Origin of the sequence: Kitasatospora indigofera, assembly GCF_014655955.1 — a bacterium.
Lineage (GTDB): Bacteria > Actinomycetota > Actinomycetes > Streptomycetales > Streptomycetaceae > Kitasatospora > Kitasatospora indigofera.
This window is the reverse complement of the sequence record NZ_BNBO01000017.1, coordinates 59,722-80,514: the sequence shown is the minus strand read 5'-3', so window position 1 is coordinate 80,514 and position 20,793 is coordinate 59,722. Positions and strand designations below refer to the sequence as shown.

The following is a 20,793-nucleotide window of genomic DNA, read 5'->3' as shown; positions in this document are numbered from 1 at the left end:
GCGGAGCAGGCGGAGCAGCGGTACGGGTGCGGAGGGGGTGGGCGTGCGGGCGGGGAGGAGCCGCGCCGTCCTCCCTCAAGGACGGCGCGGCCTACGGCGGGCGGCGGCGCTGTCAGGCGGCGCTGCACCCACCGCGTACGCGGTGCCGGCCGGGCCCGCCCCGCGCGGGCCGGCCGTTCACGCCCCGCGCAGCCAGACGGCGGTGTCCGCCGGCAGCCGGCCGTCCACGAGCGGGCCGCTGGCCAGCAGGACGGTGCTGCCGGCGGGCAGCGGGGCCGGGTCCGGGGAGAGGTTGACGACGCAGCTGAAGCCGGTGCCCCGGCGGAAGGCCAGTACACCGGCGTCGCCCGCGAGCCACTCGAACTTGTCGCCGCGCAGGCCGGCCTCGGCCCGCCGGACGGCCAGGGCGGTGCGGTAGAGCGAGAGCATCGAGGCCGGGTCGGCGCCCTGCGCCTCGACGGTCAGCGCCGCCCAGTCCGCGGGCTGCGGCAGCCAGGGCTCGACGCCGGCCGGCGAGAAGCCGTACGGCGCCTCGGTGCCCGCCCACGGCAGCGGGACGCGGCAGCCGTCGCGGCCGGGGTCGGTGCCGCCGGAGCGCAGGTGCATCGGGTCCTGGAGCCGCTCGACCGGCAGGTCCTCGACCTCGGGCAGGCCGAGCTCCTCGCCCTGGTAGAGGTAGACGGCGCCGGGCAGCGCGAGCGAGAGCAGCGCCGCCGCCCGGGCCCGGCGCAGGCCCAGCCCCAGGTCGGTGGGGGTGCCGAAGGCCTTGGTGGCGAAGTCGAAGCGGGTGTCGCGGCGGCCGTACCGGGTGACCGTCCGGGTCACGTCGTGGTTGCAGAGCACCCAGGTGGCCGGCGCGCCGACCGGGGCGTGCAGGGCCAGGGTGGAGTCGATCGAGGCGCGCAGGCCCTCGGCGTCCCAGGGCCGGGCGAGGAAGTCGAAGTTGAAGGCGGTGTGCAGCTCGTCCGGGCGCAGGTAGCGGGCGAACCGCTCGGCGTCGGGCAGCCAGACCTCGCCGATCAGGATCCGGGTGCCGGCGTAGGAGTCGGCGATCGCCCGCCAGCTGCGGTAGATCTCGTGCAGCTCCTCCAGGTCGGCGTACGGGTGCGGGTCGACGTCCTTGACGAAGTCGGGCAGCGCCGGGTCCTTGGCGAGCAGCGCCGCGGAGTCGATCCGCACCCCCGCCGCGCCGCGGTCGAACCAGAACCGCAGGATCGACTCGTGCTCGTGACGGACCTGCGGGTGGGCCCAGTTGAGGTCCGGCTGCTGGACGGCGAACAGGTGCAGGTACCAGTCGCCGGGCGTGCCGTCGGGGTTGGTGGTGCGGGTCCAGGGGCAGCCGCCGAACTCGGACACCCAGTCGTTGGGCGGCAGTTCACCGGCCGGGCCGCGGCCGGGCCGGAAGTGGAACAGCTCCCGCTCGGGGCTGCCCGGCGCCGCGGCCAGTGCCTCCTTGAACCAGGGGTGTTCGGAGGAGACGTGGTTGGGGACGATGTCGACGATGGTGCGGATGCCCAGTCCGAGTGCTTCGTCGATCAGCTTCTCGGCCTCGTCCAGGGTGCCGAACAGCGGGTCGACGTCGCGGTAGTCGGCCACGTCGTAACCGCCGTCAGCCATCGGGGACGGGTACCAGGGGTTGAACCAGATGGCGTCGACGCCGAGTTCGGCGAGGTACGGGAGGCGGGAGCGGACCCCGGCCAGGTCTCCGGTGCCGTCGCCGTTCCCGTCGGCGAAGCTGCGCGGGTAGACCTGGTAGATCGCCGCGTCGCGCCACCAGTCCGACTGCTCGGACGGGTGCCTGGAGTTCTGTCCCACGGTGGGGGGTCCTTTCGACCGGAAGCGGAGACGAGCGTGAAGCAGGGACGAGCGGGGTGGGACGGACCGCCGGCCCGCTCGCGGGGAGGGCGGATGGAGCCGGCGGCCGGTCTGGCGGGGCGCTGCTCTCGGCTGGTCAGCCCTTGAGCCCGCCGGAGGTCAGGCCGGACATGATGCTGCGCTGGAAGACCAGGAAGAACAGGATCGTCGGCGCGGAGGCGATCGCCAGCGCGGCGATGATGACGTTCTGCGGGACGCCGGTGGCGAGCGACCTGATGCCGATGTTGAGCGTCTGGTCGGCCGGGTTCGGCTGGACCAGCATCGGCCAGAGGAAGTCCTTCCAGACGTTCACCACGGCGAAGATCGACACCACGCCGAGGATCGGCTTGGACATCGGCAGCACGATCGAGCGCAGGGTGCGCAGCGGCGAGGCGCCGTCGATGGCGGCGGCGGCCAGCAGGTCCTGCGGGATCGAGTCGAAGAAGCGCTTCAGCAGGAAGATGTTGAAGGCGTTGGCGACGGTCGGCAGCCAGATCGCCCAGGGGGTGCTGATCAGGTTCAGGTGCAGCAGCGGCAGGTCCAGCACGGTCAGGTACTGCGGCACGATCAGCACCGCCGACGGGATCATCAGCGTCGCGAGCATCATGCCGAGGATGACGTTGCCGAGCACCGGCCGCAGCTTGGAGAGCGAGTAGGCGGCGGCGACGTCGAAGACCAGCTGGAAGGCGAGCGCGCCGAAGGCGTAGTAGACCGTGTTGAAGAGCAGCCGGCCGATCTTGAGTTCGCGCCAGGCGGTGGCGTAGGTGCCCCAGTGGATCTCCGACGGGAAGAGCGTCGGCGGGCTCTGGATCACCTCCTGGGTGGACTTCAGGCCGCCGGTCACCAGCCAGTACAGCGGGCCGATGAAGACCAGGGTGAAGACGACCACCACGACGGTCAGGACCGTCCAGTAGACGGCCTTCCCGAGCGGCCGGTTGAGCTGGGTCTGCGGGACGATCGTCCGCATCTGCGGTTCTTTGGCTGCCACGGTCGGCTCCCTTCCTAGTCGTTGTCGCTGTTGCGGCTCAGCCGCGAGTACAGGGCGGAGAATCCGGCGAGCACCACCAGCATCACCAGGCCGAGGGCCGAGGCGACGCCGTAGTTGTTGCCGCCGAGGTCGAAGGCGTACTCGTAGACCAGGTAGACGACCGTCATGGTCGAGTTCTGCGGTCCGTTGCCGCCGGTCAGCAGGAACGGCTCGACGAAGACCTGCATGGTCGCGACGATCTGCAGCAGCAGGAGCAGCGACAGGATCAGCCTGGTCTGCGGGATGGTCACGTGCCAGAGCTTGCGCAGCAGGCCGGCGCCGTCCAGGTCGGCCGCCTCGTACAGTTCGCCGGGGATGCCCTGCAGCGCCGCGAGGTAGATCAGCGTGGCGCCGCCCATGTTCATCCAGGTGGCCGCGATCACCACCGAGACCATCGCGGTGTCCGGGGAGTTGAGCCAGGCCGAGGTCGGCAGGTGCAGCGTCCGCAGGATGTCGTTGAAGAGGCCGTAGTCCGGGTTGTAGAAGTACTTGAAGAGCAGCACCGCCGCGACCGGCGGCATCATCACCGGCAGGTACACCAGGATCCGCAGGTAGGCCTTGGCGTGCCGCAGTTCGTTGAGCAGCACCGCGACGAAGAACGGCAGGGCGAAGCCGAGCACCAGCGCGAGCAGGGTGAACAGGAAGGTGTTGCGCCAGGCGTGCCAGAAGTCCGGATCGTCGAAGATCCGCTCCAGGTTGTCGAAGCCCACCCAGGTGGTCTTTCCCCGCTTGGTCTTCTGGAAGCTCATGATCACTTCACGGACCATCGGGTACCAGGTGAAGAAGCCGAAGCACACCAGGGCCCCGAACAGGAAGCCGTGCGCCGACAGGTTGCGGCGGACCTTCTGGCCGAGTCCCGAACGCTCCCGGCCGCCGGCACCGCGCCCGGCGGAGCCGCTGCCCGCCGGCGCGGACCGGCGGTTGGTCTTGTAGGGGGAGATGGTCCCGGCCATCGGTTCTCCTGGTGTGCTTGCTGTACAGGCTGGTCGGACGGTTGCCAGGGGTACGGGGGCCGGCCCGGTGGGCCGGCCCCCGTCCGCTGCTACTGGAGGCTGGAGAGGACCTGGTTGGCCTGGCTCTCGGCGTCGGTGAGCAGCTTGGCGATGTCCGCGTTCTTGTCGGTCAGCACGGCGGAGACGGCGGCGTCCAGCACCTTGTAGAGCTGCTGGGCGTTGGCCGGCTCGGTCTTGCCGGGCACCGGGGTGGAGACGTACGGCGCGTAGTTCTTCACCGGGACGGTCGCGCTGGCGGCCTTGGCGGTGTTGTCGGCCGCGAGCGAGGCGCCGCCGAAGAAGCTGGGCTGCGGGATGCCGACCGGCAGGCCGTCGGTCTTGTTGCGGGAGTAGTCGAACTGACCCTTGCCCATGGTGAGGTACTTGAAGTTGACCCAGGCGACGCCGGCCTTGATCTGGTCCGGGGTGGAGCCCTTCTTGAAGAAGCGCCCGTCACCGCCGAGCAGCGCGGACTTGCCTCCGGGCATCGGGCCCATGCCGTAGTCCTCGTAGTTGCCCTTGAGGGTCTGCACCATGTAGGTGATGTCGTCCGGCGCGCCGACGTACATGCCGAGCTTGTCGGTGGAGGTCTGCGTCATCAGGTCCGGCCACTTCAGGCCCTGGGTGGCGCCCATGGTGTTGTCGGTCCAGCGCATGTCGTACAGGTTCTGCAGGACCTGCTTGCCCTCGGCGCTGTTGAAGGCGACCTTCTTGCCGTCGTCGGAGAGCATCTTGCCGCCGAGGCCGTACAGCTCGGCGGTGAAGTGCCAGCCGCCCTGGTTGGTGGCGCTGTAGTCGCCGTAGCCGTTGACGCCGTTGCCGAGCGCGGCGATCTTCTTGGCGTCCTCGCGGATCTCGGCCCAGGTGGTCGGCGGCTTGTCGGGGTCCAGGCCGGCCTGCACGAAGAGCTTGCGGTTGTAGATCAGGCCCATCTTGTAGTTGGTGACCGGCAGGCCGTAGAGCTTGCCGTCGGCGTCCTTGAGGGTGCCGAGGACCGACGGGTCGATGTCCTTCAGGGCAGGGACGGTCTTCTCGTTGACGTACGCCGAGATGTCCTGCGCGCCGCCCGCGTCGAGGATCTGGTTGGTGTCGGTGAAGTACGCGTAGAAGAGGTCGGGCTGGGTCTTGCCGGCGAGCTGCGCGGTGAACTTCGCGGGCTCCTCGCACGGCGAGCCGTCGGTCGCCTTGATCGTGACGTTCGGGTAGATCTTGTTGAACGCCGCGATGTCGTCGTCCCACTGCTTGCGCTCGGCGGGCTTGGTGGTCGGCGGCTGGCAGTCGGCGGTGATGGTGACCTTGGTGGCCGGGTCCAGCGGCGCTCCGGCGTCGCCGGCCTTGCCGCCGTCACCCGACGACGAACCGCCGCCGGAGCTGCTGCACGCGGCGGCCGAGAACGCCAGGCCGGCGACGACGACCGCGACGGCCGATCTGTGGAGAAGCCCGTTTGTCTTCATGTTCGGGTGGACCCTTCTACAAGCACGGTGGGCACGGTTGGCGCTCGGGGCGCAGGAGAGCCCATGTGGTTCCGGTGGGGGCCGCCCCGTCCTGCGGACGGGGCGGGGACGTGCGACGTGCGGGAGGTGATGCACCTGGCTGCGCGGCTCTTGGTGCCTCCGGGGGGCGTCCGTCGCGGACCCTGTGCGGGCCCTCCGGCGGGTGCCCCCTGGCGGCGCCGCTCACTTAACCACCCCTCGACAGATGACCACAAGATGTCTACAGGATTTCGCAAAAACACGATGCTTAGTCGTGACTTTGCGAACCTAAGGACCGTAACCGGATGATCCTGGACATGACAGGAGGGTGCGTGCCGCAGCACGCACCCTCCTGAAAACCCCGCCGCAAGCGCCCGGCAGGCCCGCCCGCGGGCCGCCGGCGACGCCCGCTAGGCCACCGGGGACGGCCGCGCCGCCACCTCCGGGACGACGGCGCGGACCCCGGACGCGCCACCGCGCCCGGGCGCCGGACCGCTGGACGCCCGGACCACCAGATCCGGCTCGAAGGACACCTCGTCGTGGTCCACCCGGGCCCCCGCCATCTCGCTGACCAGCAGGTCCACCGCCGCCTTCGCCATCGCCTCGATCGGCTGCCGCACGGTGGTCAGCGGCGGATCGGTGCAGGTCATGAAGGAGGAGTCGTCGTAACCGATCACCGAGAGGTCCTCGGGGACGGCCAGCCGGTGGCGGCGCGCCGCCCGGATCGCGCCCAGCGCCAGCGGGTCGCTGGCGCAGACGATCCCGGTCACCCCGTGCCGCAGCAGCCGGCCCGCCGCCGCCTGGCCGCCCTCGATCGAGAACAGCGCCCGCTCCACCAGCTCCACCGGCAGTTCCAGCCCCGCGCGGGCGGCCTCCGCCCGGGCCGCCGCGAGCTTCCGGTTCGACGGCACGTGGTCCTGCGGCCCCAGGATGAGCCCGATCCGGTCGTGGCCCAGCTGCCGCAGGTGCCCGAAGGCCTGCTCCACCGCCACCGCGTCGTCGCAGGACACCCGGGGGAAGTCGAGGGTGCCGTTGCCGGCGTTCAGCAGCACGGTCGGCACCCCGCGCTCGAACAGCTGGGCGTAGTGCCCGTGCGGCGCGTCGTCCTGGGCGTACAGGCCGCCGAAGAAGACCACCCCCGACACCTGCTGCTGCAGGAGCAGGTTCACGTACTCCGGCTCGGACACGCCACCGGCCGTCTGTGTGCAGAGCACCGGCGTGAACCCGTTCTGCGCCAGTGCCGCCCCGACGCTCTCGGCGAAGGCCGGGAAGATCGGGTTCTGCAGCTCCGGCAGGACCAGGCCCACCAGCCGGGACCGCTGCCCGCGCAGCTGCGTCGGCCGCTCGTAGCCCAGCACGTCCAGTGCCGTCAGCACCGCCACCCGGGTGCTCTCCGACACGCCGGGCCTGTCGTTGAGCACGCGACTGACCGTCGCCTCACTCATCCCGACCTTCTTCGCCACTGCCGCAAGTCGTCGAGTCATGGTTGCGATCCTAGAGCAGAATGATCGCAATTATTTTCACTGCGATGCTCATATTTTCCGCCACTCTGGTAGAGGATCGATGCCTCCCTTGTCCGTCGCCCGCCGGACCGGGCGCCGGCGGGCGGGCCGGTGGGGCTGCCGGTGGCCGGGCCCGTGGGAATGCCGGTGGCCGTAGACGCGCGGGCGGGCGGGCACGGGCGGGGCGCGGGCCGGCGGGCGCGCGCGGGCGCCCGCCGACGGGCGCGGCCGTGAGCGCGTACGGGCGTGAGCGCGTACGGGCGGGCGGACAATCCGGGGTCGGTCGTGGGTCCCGGCCCGGGATGCGTCCACATGCTGGAAGCGGCAGCACCTTTTCCTCGGGCCCGGGAGCGGGCGGGTCGGGCCCGGGCCGCCACCGGCCGGGCCCGACAACCGGGTGCGGGGGCGCTCACCGGCCGCGCGTCGGCCGGTCGGCGCGCCGCAGACAATGAACCCTCCGTACACCTCCTCCCGGGAACGCCCCCGGAACAGGCCGGCCGCCACGGCGGAACGGCACCTCGATCGCTGACGAAGGAAATTTCCGCCCGCTTCGAAGGGCCCGGGGAACAGGCCCTTGCGGCCGGCCCGACGCCCCCGGAAAGGAACGCGGGAAACGGACGGTTCCACGGGTGCGGCGCTCAGCCCGTTGCGCAGCCCGCCCGGCCGGGCCGGGAGCCCCGCCGCGATCCTCCCGGGCCTCCGCCGGGATCCGTGGCCGCGGCTCACGGGCGAGTGCGCCGCACGGCGCCGGTCCGCGGCGCCGAGGCAACCGTCCAGGTGAGACCCGCTGCCGGCGCTCGCCGGCGGCGGGCCGGCCCCGTCGCGGGCCGGAGCGGCCCGAGGTCCGGAATCCTTTGACGCATCAGGAGTTGACCGGCGAGTCCGAGGATTCTTGAAGCCCGGCCGGGACCCTGGTGGAAGTCGTCGCCACCGCCGGCCGAGGCCGCCAGGCCCGCGCGTCCCGGGCCGGCCTGGCGGCCGTTTGTCCACGCCGTCGGACAATCGGCGGAACGGGCCGCCCCGCCGATTGCCGGCGCTCACCCGCGCCGGGCCGCCACCGGCCCTCCCGGAGGCCGGGGAATCCACCCGCCGGCGGCAGCGGGAATTCGCCGGCCGACGCTCTCCGTGGTTTCTCAGCAGCTCATTTCACGTGCCGTCAGATCGTGTTCGGCGCTCGTCCGGCAACTCGCTCACGGAGCCGATCCGCGGCCGGCGGGCCCGCGAAACCCGGTTGCCAGGCCCGCACGGGCCGCCCCAGACTGACCGCCCGGAAGCGCCCAGGCCCCACCTGAGGCGACCTTCCCTCCGACGGACGACCAGCGCCCGACCCACAAGGTCGCCCCGGCGCGCCCGGTCGCCCGGTCGGCGCCTGTCCGGAATCCGGGCCGGCGTGACGGACGGCGCGAGCTGTCGAACCGCCTCACGGGCCGGCCTCGACCCCGGCCCGGCGGGCCGCCGCGACCCGCCGGCCGCAGCCCGGCCCAGGGCGGGGCGAGCTTGCGTCCAATGTCGGCATTGTCCGCGAACCTCACTTCTGAACAAGCAAGTTGACTAACCGCCAGGCATTCGCCGGGGCGGGCTTTCGGCATGCCCGGACCGCCTCTCCGGGTGCCTCGGAACGCCCGGCCGCTGGTCTACTCCAATCCTTGACAGTGCTCAGGTGAGTGACACAGGATGATCACCAGACGCCGCTCAGTCAGGGCGCGGAACAGGTGATTCATCCACTTCACAGGCCGTTCACGGGGGACGGGCTGGCGACGCTCGCAATGGCGCGGGCGGCACAGTCATGTCGAAGTCTGTACGCAGTTCCCTGTAGCCGCCGCATGCCATCAGCCGAACGGGCCGAGGGGCCTTCGCCTGCCCTCTCGCATGCCCGGTCGGCCGTGCCACCAGACGAGATGAGGTTTCGTCAGACGTGCAGGGCAATGCAGTCACATCAGCCACATCAGTCACATCCGCCGCACAAGCAGAACCGGGCGCCCGGAGACCCGAGCACACCCCGCCGGACTTCGAAGCCGACATGTGGGCCCGGATGGCCCTGCCGGCGGCGCCGTCCGAGTCACCCGCCGAGCCGGCCGCGGCAGCGGGCCTGAAGCTCGCACTGTCCCTGCTGGAGGAAGGCGCGCTGACCAGCCGGGCCGACCGTTCCCGCAGGTCGCACGGGGCGCGGGCGGTGCCGTCCGCCGGAGCCGTGTACCCGTACGAGTTCGCCGTCATCACCCTGGAGAACGGCACGCCGACCGCCTTCCGGATCAACGCCGACCGCCGCGCCGTCACCCGGGTGGCCGCCGGCGAGCGCGTCGCCCGGGCACTGCACGCCTCGGCGCTCGCGATCCCCGCGGACGGCGGAGCGGTGGTCGTCACCCTCACCCGTCCCTGGCTGTCGATGCGCAAGTACGGCGACCGCGGCTACCTGTACACCCAGCTCGACGCCGGGCACGCCGCCGGCAACCTGCTGCTGGCCACCACCGGCCGCGGCGCGCCGGGGACCTTGCGGCTGCGCCTCCCCCGGGTACCCCTGTCGGACCTGCTGGAGGCCGCCGAGAACTGCCGGGAGGTGCACTCCGCCCTCCTGGTGCCGGCGGCCGCGGCCGACGACGCCTGGACCCGGTGGACCCTGCACGACGGCGCCGACCGGGAGCGCCGCGTGCCCACCTGGCGGTCCTGGCTGGAGAAGACCTGCTGGGACTCGCTCACCGCCCGGGCGGATCATCCCCGGAGCACCCCCGCCCCGGACGCCTCCGCACCCCTCGCCCAGCTGCGGGACAACGGCCGGCCGGCCGGCGGGCAGGACGGCCTGGGCGATCCGTCCGAATGGCCGAAGCTGCTCGCCTCGCGGGCCTCCAGCAAGGCGTTCGTGCCCGCGAACGTCCCCGCGGCCGACGTCTGGCAGGCCGTCTCGGCCCTGTCCACGCCGGTGCGGACCGACCTGCCGGCCGGCTCGCCGATGGGCGCCACGCTGGTCCTGCGGTCGGCGGAGGAGCCCGGGCAGAACGCCGTCCACCCGCTGACCGGCGACGGCGCGGGGCGGCCCGACCGGCTGCCGTCCGCCGACGAGGTGGTCCGCGCCTGCATGCAGCAGCGCACGCTCGCCGGCGCCGCCGCCGTCGTGCTGCTGCACGCACCGCGCACCGCGCTCAGCGACACCGGCCCGGCCGACGGCGCCGAGGACCTCCGCGAACTCGCCTTCCGCTGCGGCGCCCTGGGCCAGTTGCTCTACCTGGGGGCGAACCGCGCCCGGATCGGCGTGACCGGCGTCGGCGGCTTCGACGCGGCGCTCTGGCACACCCTGGCGGGGCTGCCGGAGAGCGACGAGATCCTCTACGTCCTGCTGCTCGGGCAGCCGGACGACTCCGGCGTCAAGCTCGACCGGCTCGCCACCGCCCACGCCCAGAACGAGCGGTGAGGCGACGATGACAGCCGTCCTTCCCGGTGCCTTCACCGACGCCCTCACCCGCCACGGCGACCGGGTGGCGGTCACCGACCCCGACACCTCGCTCAGCTACGCCGAACTGGCGGCCCGGGCCCGGGCCGCCGCCGACCGGCTCGCCACGTACGACGTGGCCGGCCGGCCACTGCGGGTCGGCCTCTACGCCACCAACTCGACCGACTACGTGGTCGCTTACCTGGCGGCGCTGTACGCCGGCGCGGTGCCGTTCCTGGCCGACTCGGCCTTCGGACCGTTCGAGCTGTCCCGGATCGCCGAGGACTGCGGGCTGGACCTGCTGATCCACGCCCCGGACGCCGCCGTCGAGCAGGTCACCGAGGAACTCCTCGCGGACGCGGACGAGTTCGGATCCCTGAAGGTCAGCCGGGTGCGCCGGACCGATGCGCCGCCCCCGCCGCTGCTGCCCGACACCGAGGTGTGCCGCTTCACCTCCGGCTCCACCGGCCGGCCCAACTGCATCGAGTTCTCCGGCCCGGCCGTGCTCGCGGCCGCCCGCAACTGGGCCCGGGGGACGGGGCTTTCGGCCGAGGACCGGATCGCCTGCCTGGCCGCCCTCTCCAACGGCCTGGCCTTCAACACCTCGCTGCTGGCAGCCTTCCTGCCCGGTGCCTCGCTGCACCTGTCGCGCGGACTGCCGACCGCCTCCCGGATCGTGCGGCTGCTGGAGAGCACCGGCGCCACCCGGCTGGTGGCCTTCCCGGCCCTGTACGAGTCGATCGTGCGACGCTCCTCGACCGGCGGCTTCACCGGCGTCCGGGCCGCGATCTCCTCGGGGGCCCCGCTGCGCGACAGCGTCCGCGAGGAGTTCACCCGGCTCACCGGCGTGCCCGTCCACAACTACTACGGCGTGGCCGAGGCAGGACCGCTGACCTACGCCGTCGACGGCGACGGCGGCGGGCTCGGCACTCCGCTGCCCGGCGTGGAGGTGATCGCCGACGAGCAGGGCATCCGGGTCAGGAGCGAGTCGATGGGCTCCCGCTACCTCAACGCGCCCGGGGTCTTCGAGGAGCGGGTCGACGACCAGGGCCGCTACCGCACCGGCGACCAGGGCCACCTGCTCGACGGCGTGCTGCACCTCACCGGGCGCACCGGGCGGCTGGTCAACGTCGGCGGCCGCAAGATCGACCCGATCGAGATCACCGAGGTGCTGCGGGAGGCCGCCGGAGTACTGGACGCGGTCGCCTTCGAGGCCGAGAACCAGCACGGCGACACCGTCCTGGCCGCGGTCGTCGCCGTCGAGCCCGGCCTGACCGCGCAGCTCCTGCGCACCCACTGCTCGGCCGTGCTGCCCTCCTTCAAGGTGCCCTGGGTCTTCCACCTGGTGGACGAGATCCCGGTGAACTCGATCGGCAAGCCGTCCGTCGAGCGCCTACGGCGGCTGCTCGCCGACGCCCGGAGCAACTGAACCCCTTCCCAGCCCAGGAGACCACCATGGACAACAGCTCCCTGCACACCAAGATCCTCGACCTCGCGATCGCGGCCGGCGACGGCAGCTTCACCTCCCGCGAGCTCGCCGAGGCCGGCTACTCGCTGCGCGCCGTCAGCTTCTCCTCGCTCTCCTACATGCGCCTGATCGACAGCATCGAGAACGAACTCGGCGTCTACCTGGACCCGGAGGTCGACGCCGAGCACTACGAGACCATCGACAGCGTCGCGGCCCTGGTGGTCGCCAGCGGTGTCGGCGCCGATGCCTGAGACACCCCTGACCGGCGGCCCCGCCCTGGGCGTCGTCGGCCGCGGGCGGCTCGGTGCGGCGCTGCTGGCGGCCTGCCGGGCCGACGGCACGCCGGTGTCGCTGACCGCCTCCCGCGGCGGCGGCTGGCAGGCCGACGCCGTGCCCGAGGTGATCGTCGACGCCAGTGCGCCCGAGGCGCACGACGACGTCCTGGGCTACTGCGCGTCCCACCGGGTGCCGCTGGTCGCCTGCGTCTCCAACCTGACGGACGCCCAGTGGACGTCCCTGGCGGAGCTGGCGACGGTGGTCCCGGTGGTCCGGGCCACCAACCTCTCCTTCGCCCACTACCTCCAGCTGCGCATCGCCGAGTTCACCGCCGCCCTCACCCGGGGCCCGCTCGGCGCGGCCGGCACCACCGTCCGGGAGCGGCACCCGGCGGGCAAGGCACACCGGCCGAGCGCCACCGCCCTGGTCCTGGCCGAGACCTGGACCGGGGCGAGCGGCCGGGCGGTGACCGACATCGCCGACGAACGCGCCGGACTGCCGGTCAGCGAACACGAGTTGACCCACACCTGGGACGGCGAGTCGCTGCACGTACGACACCACGTCGGCAGCTGGGCGGTGCCGGCCAGGGGCGCGCTGACCGCCGCCCGCTGGGCCCGCACCGCGCCGCCCGGCCTGGTCACCATGCGGACCGTCTACGACGACCTGACAGCAAGGAGCACCCCATGACCACCGCAGAGGGGCAGTCGCTGAGCCCCGCCGAACGCCGGCTCGTCCTCCAGGTCGCGGTCGGCGCCCGGATGCTCTCCCTCGACGGGCACGACGACTTCAACCAGGGCCAGATCTCGGCCCGGATCCCCGGCCGGGACGAGTTCTTCATCAAGGGCGCCCTGGTCGGCTTCGACGAGGCCGCCCCCGCCGACGTGGTCCGCTGCTCGGTCGACCACACCCTGCCGGCCCCGCCGCTGGCGCCCCCGGAGCTTCCGCTCCACCAGGCGATCTACCGGGCCCGCCCGGACGTCAACGGCATCGTGCACAGCCACGCGCCGTACACCCTGCTGTTCGGCGCCACCGACCTGCCGATGCGCCCCGTCTCCCACGACGGCGCGTACTTCCGGGACCGGATCGGCCTGTTCACCGAGACCAGCAACACCGTCCTGGACATCGGGACCGGCGACCACATCGCCAAGGACCTCGGTGAGCATCCGGCCGTCCTGCTGCGCAACCACGGTGGCGTGATCGTCGGCAAGAGCGTCCGGCACGCCGCCGTCTTCGCCCAGGTGCTGGAGCGCGCCTGCCGGCTCCAGCTGACCGCCGAGAGCACCGGCGTCCCGTACGTCTGGTCCACCGAGCAGGACGTGGCCGCCAAGCAGGACTTCATCTACGCCGACCTCTCGGTCCGCTCGTACTGGGACTACGCCGTCCGCCGGGTCGGCCGGCACTGGCCCGAGACGGCCGACTGGGCCCGCGGCTGACCGACAACCCCACCGTCACGGACCGCTCCCCAGGAGCGGAGCCGACGACCCGTCACGCCCCGGCGCCGCCCGGAGCACCGGCCCACCGGGCACCCGCCGCACCGAGCACCGCCGCGCCGACAACCGCTGCACCGGGCACCCGCCGCACCGAGCACCGTCCGCACAGAGCAGGAGAACCATGCCGACCTTGACCACCACCACCGACCCGCCGCGGCACGACCGCGCCCGGGTGCAGCGACGGACCGTCCGGACCCTCGTCGTCGCCGAGGTGATCAGCGGCAGCGGCATCGCCACCGGCTTCGCCGTCACCAGCCTGCTGGCCGAGGACCTCGGCGGCAGCGCCACCCTGGCCGGCCTGTCGCAGACCGCGGCGACGCTCGGCGGCGCGGCCGCGGTGGGGGCGATCGCGGCGATCACCCACGTCCGGGGGCGCCGGCCCGGCCTGGCCACCGGCTACCTGGCCGCCACGGTGGGCGCGGTGGCCTGCCTGGTGTCCGCGGTGGTGCACAGCTTCCCGCTGTTCCTGGTCGGCATGGTGTTCTACGGCGCCGCCGGAGCCACCGGGCTGCAGGCCCGGTTCGCCGCCGCCGACCTGGCCGAACCGCAGCACCGGGGCCGGGCGATGTCCCTGGTGCTCACCACCACCGTGGTCGGCGCCGTGGTCGGGCCCAACCTCACCGGGCCCGGGGCGGCGATCGCCGAACGCCTGGGACTGCCGCCGCTGTCCGGCACCTACCTGTTCGCGATCGTCGGCTTCGCGATCGCGTTCACCGCGATCGCCGTCCTGCTGCGCCCGGACCCGCTGCTGCTGGCCCGCGGGCAGGACGAGGCCGGGGAGCGGGAGAAGCCGCCGCCGCTGCGCGCCATGCTGAAGGCGCTGCGCGGCAACCGGCCGGCCGTGCTGGCGATCCTCACCATCGTCGCCGGACACCTGGTGATGATCGCCGTGATGTCGATGACCGGCATCCACATGCACCACGCCGGCACCGGACTGGGCGTGATCGGCATGGTGCTGAGCGGCCACCTGGCCGGGATGTACGGCTTCTCCACCCTGTTCGGCTGGGCCGTGGACCGGTTCCGGAGCCGCCCGGTGCTCTACGGGGGCACCGGCGCGATGCTGCTGTCGCTGTGGATCTGCGGGACCGCCGGCGGCGAGGACGTCGCCCAGCTCGCCGTCGGACTGGCGCTGCTGGGGCTGTCCTGGTCGGCGGTGCTGGTGGCGGCCTCGGTGCTGCTGTCCGAGAGTGTCCCGGTCGCCGAGCTGCCGGCCGCCCAGGGCTTCTCCGACATGGCGATGAACCTGGCCGCGGCCGCGGGCGCGGCGCTCTCCGGCGTCGTCCTCGAACGCCTCGGCTTCGCCACCCTGACCGCGCTGTCCGCGCTCGTCCTGCTGCTGCCCCTCCTCGCCCACCCCGCGCTGCGCCCGCAGCCGGACCGATCCGCCTGAATCCCCGGGCCGCCTTGGGCCTCTTCCTGCGAACGGACCGCCACACCATGACGATCCCCACCACCTTCCACGTCACCCGGCCGGTGTCCAACACCTCCACCGAGGTCCACCCCGCCACCCGGGGCGCGGCCGTACCGGCCACCCACACCCAGCAGGAGCGCCTGCTCTGGGGCCGGCACGTGCACCAGGTGAACAACAACATCGCGCTCGGCCTGCGCTTCGACGGGCGGCTCGACGTCGCCCTGCTGGAGCGCAGCCTGGACCTGCTGGCCGAGCGCCACGAGACCCTGCGCACCGTCTTCCCCGAGGTGGACGAGGAGGCCGGCGAGGAGCACGTGATGCTGCTGCTCCCGCCGGAGCCGCGCGCCCTGCCGGTGCTGGAGGCGCCCGACGAGCCCGAGGAGACCCGCCTGCCGCGGGTGCTCGCGCTGCTCGCCGAGCACGCCAACCAGCCCTTCGACCTGGCCGCCGGGCCGCTGTTCCGTCCCGTGCTCGGCCGGGTGAGCGAGACCCTGCACGTGCTCTCGATGACCACCGACCACATCGTCTTCGACGCCTGGTCGGCCCGGATCATGATCAACGACCTGCTGACCATCTACGCCTCGGGGCAGGGCGACGACGTCCCGGCGCTGCCCGAACTCAGCGTCCAGTTCCCCGACTTCGCCCTGTGGCAGCACGGCCACCTGGACGGCAAGCAGCTGGAGCGCCAGCTCGGCTACTGGCGCAAGCAGCTCGACGGCATCACCCCAATCCCCTCCTCCGGCCTGGCCGACCCCAACGCGCCGACCGGCGCCGAGCCGGGTGTGACCAAGCTGCTCGAACCGATCGGCCCCGAACTGAGCGCCGCCGTCGAGGAGTTCGCCGACCGCGAGCGGGTCACCTCGGCCGTCGTGGTGTCCGCGGCGCTCAAGGCGGCCATGTGGCGGCTGCGCCTGGAGACGGTGGGCGCGGAGGAGGCCGGCGACGTGGCGACCTTCGGCTCGCTCGCCAACCGGACCCGGCCGGAGACCGACGCTATGGTCGGCTACGTGGCCACCCCGGCCACCTTCCGCACCCGCTTCACCGGCGCGACGCCCTTCGCCGAACTCGTCCGCCTGGAGGCGCAGACGCTGTTCAACGCGATGCGCCACCAGCGGATCCCGTTCTCGCTGATCAGCCGGGAGCTCGCCCCGGAGCAGTACGGCATCCGCTTCCGTGAGCCCGGCAGCGTCCCGGTCTACCTCAACTTCGACATGGACATGGTGGAGGACGAGCGCGAGCCGCTGCTCCACCCCACCGGCCTCGACGTGCAGCCGGTCGGCATCCCGATGCCGGAGGTCCCGCGCGGCGGCCTGCGGGTCATCGGCTACCAGCGCAAGGACGGCATCGCGCTCGAACTCCGCTACCGCCACGACCTCTACGGCCGCGACTGGTCCGCCCGCTTCGTCCGCCTGATCCACGCGTTCCTGCAGCACGGCGTGGACGCGCCCGGCACCCCGATCGAGGAGCTCCCCGCATGACCGCGACCCCCGACCTGCCCCGCCTGATCGCCGTCGACCTGGACGGCACCCTGCTGCGCCCCGACTTCTCGGTCTCCCCGCGCACCCGCCGGGCGGTCGCCCTGGCCCACGAGCAGGGCATCGAGACGGTCTTCGTCACCGTCCGCCACGCCGCCGCCGTCGAGTACATCGTCGAGGCGCTGGAGCTGACCGGCGAGGCCATCTGCTGCGGTGGCGCCGCACTCTGGCAGGTGCCGTCGATGGAGCTGACCGAGGCCGCCACCATCGACGCCGCCACCGCGCGCGAGACGGCCGCCCGGCTGAAGCGGGCGCTGCCGGACGCCAGGATCGGCTGGATGCTGACCGACCGGCGGGTCGGCTACGCGCCGGACTACCCCGACCCGCTGCTCATCGGCGAGTCCTACCGGGCCGAGCCGGAGACCATCGACGTCCCGGTACTCAAGCTCTTCGCCGTCTCGCCCCGGCTGCGCGAGATCGACACCGCGGAGGTCGAGGAGATCCTCGGCGGACTGGTCACCGTCTCCCACCACCACAGCGGCGTCGTCGACCTGGTCGCCCACGGGGTGAGCAAGATCGCCGCACTGGAGAAGCTCTGCGCCGAGCGCGGCATCACCCCGTCCGAGGTGATCGCCTTCGGCGACGCCCGGACCGACCTGGACATGATCCGCTGGGCCGGCCGCGGGGTGTTCATGGCGAACGCCGATCCAGCCCTGCACGCCGAGGCCGACCTGATCGCGCCCTCCAACGCCGAGGACGGCGTCGCCGTCGTCCTGGAGAACCTGCTGCGGTCGCAGCAGCCGACGCTCACCGAGGTGGCCCGATGAAGGTCCAGCGCATCCTGCCCACCGAGGAGGCCGCCGACCTGCTCGACCTGGTCCGGGACCTCACCGAGGGAGAACTCGCCCCACGGGTGGCCGAGTTCGAGGCCAACCACGAGTTCCCCCGGGAGGTCGTCCGCACCCTCGGCAAGGCCGGCCTGCTGAGCCTGCCGTACCCCGAGGAGTACGGCGGCGGCGGGCAGCCCTACGAGGTCTACCTCCAGGCGCTGGAGCAGATCGCCTACCACTGGCTGGCCGTGGCCGAGTCGGTCAACGTGCACAACCTCGCCTGCTTCGGCACCGCCACCTACGGCACCCGGGCCCAGCGCGAGGAGCTGCTGCCCGGCATGCTCAGCGGCGAACTCCTCGGCGCGTACTGCCTGTCCGAGCCGGAGGCCGGTTCGGACGCCGCCTCGCTCAGCACCAAGGCGGTGAAGGAGGAGGACGGCGACTACCGCATCTCGGGCACCAAGTCCTGGGTCACCCACGCCGGTTACGCGGACTTCTACAACGTCTTCAGCCGCACCGGCGGACCGGGGGCCCGCGGGCTCTCCTGCCTGGTGGTGCCCGGCGGCACGCCCGGCATGGTGGTGCACGAGCGCGAGAAGAAGCTCGGGGTCTGGTCCTCGCCCACCGCGCAGATCGGCTTCGAGGACGTGCGGGTCCCGTCCGGCCGGCTGATCGGCCGCGAGGGCAAGGGCTTCCTGATCGCGATGGGCGCCCTGGACTGCGGCCGCCTCGGCATCGCCGCCTGCGCGGTCGGCCTGGCCCAGGCCGCCGTCGACTACGCCGTGCGGTACGCCAAGGAGCGCCGGCAGTTCGGCGAGAAGATCATCAACTTCCAGGGCATCGGCTTCCTGCTGGCGGACATGGCCACCCAGGTCGCCGCCGCGCGGGCGCTCACCCTGGCGGCCGCCCGGCTGAAGGACGCCGGCCTGCCCTACTCGCTGGAGGCGGCGAAGGCCAAGCTCTTCGCCACCGACATGGCGATGAAGGTGACCACCGACGCCGTCCAGGTGCTCGGCGGCGCGGGCTACGTCGCCGACCACCCGGTGGAGCGCTGGATGCGCGAGGCCAAGCTGCTGCAGATCGTCGAGGGGACCAACCAGATCCAGCGGCTGGTCATCTCGCAGGGCCTGGCCTGAGCGGGGGGCCTGAGCGGGGGGCCTGAGCAGGGGGCCTGACGGCGGACCTTACGGCGGACGTGAGGACGGACGTGACGACGCGGGGCCCGGAGCTCGGGTGGCCCCCGCCCGGGTCCGGTGCGCGGCCGCCACGGCCTCCGCGGCCCCGAACCTGATGGCCACCCCGAACCGAAACGGCGCGCCTCCCGGACCCCGGGGGCGCGCCGTTCCCGTTCCTGCTGATCCTGCTCGTGCTGTGGGCCGCCAGGGGCTCGAACCCTGAACCTACGGATTAAAAGTCCGCAGCTCTGCCAATTGAGCTAGCGGCCCGCCGGCCGGCGCCCGCCGCTCGTCGCGGTACGGCACCTGCCGGGGTGATCCTACCTGCTGACACCCCGGCATCCGCCAGCGGATTGCCGGGGGCGCGTCGGGGGTTGTGGACGGCGCCGGCCCCCGGCGCGGGGGGCGTCCCGGCGGCGGGCACGGCTCAGCGGCCGGCCGCCTCGTCCGGGCCGGCGGGCGGGGTGTAGTGGGCGGCCCGGACCCGGCGCAGCCACGCCTCGGCGGGTGCGGCGTCCGGGGTGGAGGGCAGGACGCCGGGGCGGGCGAACCGGTGCTCGGCGGCGGCCAGCAGGTCGACCGCGAGGTCGGGCCGGTCGGCGATCCGGATCCCGAGGTCACGGACCCGCTCCGGGTCGTCGACCCGCAGGACCACCTCGCCCGTCTCGTGCAGCCGGACGCCCTGGTCGACCAGCCGGACGAGGTGCCGGGCGTGCTTGGCGGCCCGCGCGCGGGTGGCCGGGACGGTCGTGTCCCGGGTCAGCAGCTTCCGGAACTGCTGCTGGGCGTAGCCGAGATACGAGCCGCGCACGGCCTTCGCGCTCAGGAAGGACGTCCGGATCCCGATCAGCTCGTCACCGAGCGGTGTACGGGCCTCGTAGAGCTCGTCCGGCAGCCAGACCAGCTCGGAGGCGGTCGGATTGCAGCCGAGCGCGAGCCGGCACCACTTGGCGGCCTCGTGCAGGGTGATGTCCGGTTCGGTGGTGACATGCGACTCGGCCGGGCGGTCCAGGCCGTGCAGCTCCTCGGTGGGCACGGCGAACAGCCCGAGGCGGTCCAGGTCGGAGCCGGCGTGCGCGAGCCCGTACGCGGTCGAGCCCACGATGCCGGAGAGCAGCACCCGCCCGGGCGCGGGCGCAGGAGTGCGCGGCGCAGCGGCGCCGGACACCGCGGTGGTGGGCACGGGGATGGCGGGCGCAGCGGTGTCGGGCGCAGCAGTGTCGGGCACGGGCGTGGTGGGCACGGTCATGGCGGCTCCTCGGTCGGGCCCTGGTCGGGGGCGACCGGTACGAAGGGGTACGCCGAGTCTGCCGTGGACGGGGCGGGCGGAGCGAGCCAATTCCGACGTGGCCGTCGCCGCCACCGGGCCGGCTCCCGTCCCGCCCTACCGTCCCCGCCCTACGGCCCCTGCCCGTCCGCCCGTCCGTCCGTCCGTCCGTCGCCGTGCGCCCCCGGCGGCCCGCGTCCTTGGGCTACGGTCGGAGCATGTCCGAGACCATCCTCATCACCGGTGGGGGCCGAGGCATCGGCGCCGCCACCGCCCTGCTCGCCGGCCGGCGCGGCTACCGCGTCTGCGTCAACTACCGCGCCGACGAGGAGTCCGCCGCCCGCATCGTGGACACCGTCCGCGCCGACGGCGGGACCGCGATCGCCGTCCGGGCGGACGTCAGCCGCAGCGCCGAGGTCGAGCGGCTCTTCGCCACCGTGGACGCCGAACTCGGGCCGCTCACCGCCCTGGTGAACAACGCCGGCTCGCTGGAGCGCCAGGCCCGGCTGGACGAACTCGACGAGGAGCGGCTGACCCGGATCTGGGCCGCCAACATCACCGGCCCGTTCCTCTGCGCGGCCCAGGCCGTCCGCCGGATGTCCACCCGGTACGGCGGCGGGGGCGGGGCCATCGTGAACGTCTCCTCCGCGGCGTCCCGGATCGGCTCGCCCAACGAGTACGTCGACTACGCGGCGTCCAAGGGCGCCGTCGACTCGATGACGCGCGGGCTCGCCCTGGAGGTCGCCGACGAGGGCATCCGCGTCAACGCCGTCCGGCCGGGCCTCATCCACACCGACATCCACGCGCTCGGCGGCGAACCCGGCCGGGTCGACCGGGTCGCGCCGAACCTGCCGATGCGGCGCGGCGGCACCGCCGAGGAGGTCGCCGAGTCGATCCTCTTCCTGCTCTCGCCCGCCTCCTCGTACACCACCGGTGCGTTCCTCGACCTGGCCGGCGGGCGCTGACTTCACCCGATCTCCCCGCCCGGCCGGGCCCGCCGCCCTACCGTGGAGGCCATGACCGACCGCGAGTTCGACTCAGCGCCCGCACCCGCTCCGCAGGCCGCCGGCGCCCCCGGGGGCGCCGGCGCGTTCGTCACCGCCCCCGGCGTCCGCAACCTCCGCGACGCC

The 20,793-nt window shown here is 73.1% G+C and carries 16 protein-coding genes and 1 tRNA gene; 10 read left to right on the top strand and 7 right to left on the bottom strand.

The features are described 5' to 3' along the window. Positions 1-177 precede the first annotated feature (177 nt). The 5 genes from IE329_RS17170 to IE329_RS17150 form a co-directional block, all read right to left on the bottom strand. Positions 178-1,815, bottom strand: a complete 1,638-nt coding sequence (locus IE329_RS17170; RefSeq protein ID WP_190211758.1) for a glycoside hydrolase family 13 protein — start codon at positions 1,813-1,815, stop codon at positions 178-180. Positions 1,816-1,951: 136 nt separating this feature from the next. Further along, entirely contained in the window at positions 1,952-2,821 is an 870-nt protein-coding gene (locus IE329_RS17165; RefSeq protein ID WP_073925594.1) for a carbohydrate ABC transporter permease, read from the bottom strand. Positions 2,822-2,856: 35 nt separating this feature from the next. Beyond that, a complete protein-coding gene (locus tag IE329_RS17160) occupies positions 2,857-3,834 on the bottom strand; it encodes a carbohydrate ABC transporter permease (protein WP_190211757.1) in 978 nt (325 codons plus the stop codon). An 89-nt stretch (positions 3,835-3,923) separates the two neighbouring features. Continuing rightward, complete coding sequence (locus IE329_RS17155; RefSeq protein WP_190211756.1) at positions 3,924-5,327, bottom strand: extracellular solute-binding protein; 1,404 nt, start codon at positions 5,325-5,327, stop codon at positions 3,924-3,926. A 428-nt stretch (positions 5,328-5,755) separates the two neighbouring features. Continuing rightward, entirely contained in the window at positions 5,756-6,829 is a 1,074-nt protein-coding gene (locus IE329_RS17150) for a LacI family DNA-binding transcriptional regulator (protein WP_190211755.1), read from the bottom strand. Positions 6,830-8,879: 2,050 nt separating this feature from the next. Here IE329_RS17150 and IE329_RS17145 point away from each other — a divergent pair. The 9 genes from IE329_RS17145 (at position 8,880) to IE329_RS17105 (ending at position 18,357) form a co-directional block, all read left to right on the top strand. Further along, complete coding sequence (locus IE329_RS17145; protein WP_190211754.1) at positions 8,880-10,253, top strand: nitroreductase family protein; 1,374 nt, start codon at positions 8,880-8,882, stop codon at positions 10,251-10,253. A 7-nt stretch (positions 10,254-10,260) separates the two neighbouring features. Continuing rightward, positions 10,261-11,700: a class I adenylate-forming enzyme family protein gene (locus IE329_RS17140; protein WP_190211753.1), complete on the top strand. Its 1,440-nt coding sequence runs from the start codon at positions 10,261-10,263 to the stop codon at positions 11,698-11,700. A 26-nt stretch (positions 11,701-11,726) separates the two neighbouring features. Beyond that, entirely contained in the window at positions 11,727-11,990 is a 264-nt protein-coding gene (locus tag IE329_RS17135) for a hypothetical protein (RefSeq protein ID WP_190211752.1), read from the top strand. Further along, the gene (locus tag IE329_RS17130; RefSeq protein ID WP_190211751.1) at positions 11,983-12,702 is read left to right on the top strand and encodes a dihydrodipicolinate reductase C-terminal domain-containing protein; all 720 of its coding nucleotides are present in this window, start codon (positions 11,983-11,985) and stop codon (positions 12,700-12,702) included. Before IE329_RS17135 ends, IE329_RS17130 begins: the two co-directional genes overlap by 8 nt. Continuing rightward, positions 12,699-13,448, top strand: a complete 750-nt coding sequence (locus IE329_RS17125; RefSeq protein ID WP_190211750.1) for a class II aldolase/adducin family protein — start codon at positions 12,699-12,701, stop codon at positions 13,446-13,448. The genes IE329_RS17130 and IE329_RS17125 overlap by 4 nt, the downstream gene beginning before the upstream one ends. Before the next feature lie 178 nt (positions 13,449-13,626). Continuing rightward, positions 13,627-14,895: an MFS transporter gene (locus tag IE329_RS17120; protein WP_190211749.1), complete on the top strand. Its 1,269-nt coding sequence runs from the start codon at positions 13,627-13,629 to the stop codon at positions 14,893-14,895. 47 nt (positions 14,896-14,942) lie between these two features. Beyond that, a complete protein-coding gene (locus tag IE329_RS17115) occupies positions 14,943-16,394 on the top strand; it encodes a condensation domain-containing protein (protein ID WP_190211748.1) in 1,452 nt (483 codons plus the stop codon). Then, on the top strand, positions 16,391-17,218 hold the full coding sequence (locus tag IE329_RS17110; RefSeq protein ID WP_190211747.1) for an HAD-IIB family hydrolase: 828 nt from the start codon (positions 16,391-16,393) through the stop codon (positions 17,216-17,218). Before IE329_RS17115 ends, IE329_RS17110 begins: the two co-directional genes overlap by 4 nt. Next, entirely contained in the window at positions 17,215-18,357 is a 1,143-nt protein-coding gene (locus IE329_RS17105) for an acyl-CoA dehydrogenase family protein (protein ID WP_190211746.1), read from the top strand. Before IE329_RS17110 ends, IE329_RS17105 begins: the two co-directional genes overlap by 4 nt. 236 nt (positions 18,358-18,593) lie before the next feature. Here the strand turns inward: IE329_RS17105 and IE329_RS17100 are convergent. Continuing rightward, positions 18,594-18,666: transfer RNA gene (locus IE329_RS17100), tRNA-Lys, on the bottom strand. Between the two features lie 157 nt (positions 18,667-18,823). After that, positions 18,824-19,645: a nucleotidyltransferase domain-containing protein gene (locus tag IE329_RS17095; RefSeq protein ID WP_190211745.1), complete on the bottom strand. Its 822-nt coding sequence runs from the start codon at positions 19,643-19,645 to the stop codon at positions 18,824-18,826. 236 nt (positions 19,646-19,881) lie between these two features. On the opposite strand from IE329_RS17095, the gene IE329_RS17090 reads away from it, so the two are divergent. Continuing rightward, entirely contained in the window at positions 19,882-20,628 is a 747-nt protein-coding gene (locus IE329_RS17090; protein WP_190211744.1) for an SDR family oxidoreductase, read from the top strand. Positions 20,629-20,793 lie beyond the last annotated feature (165 nt).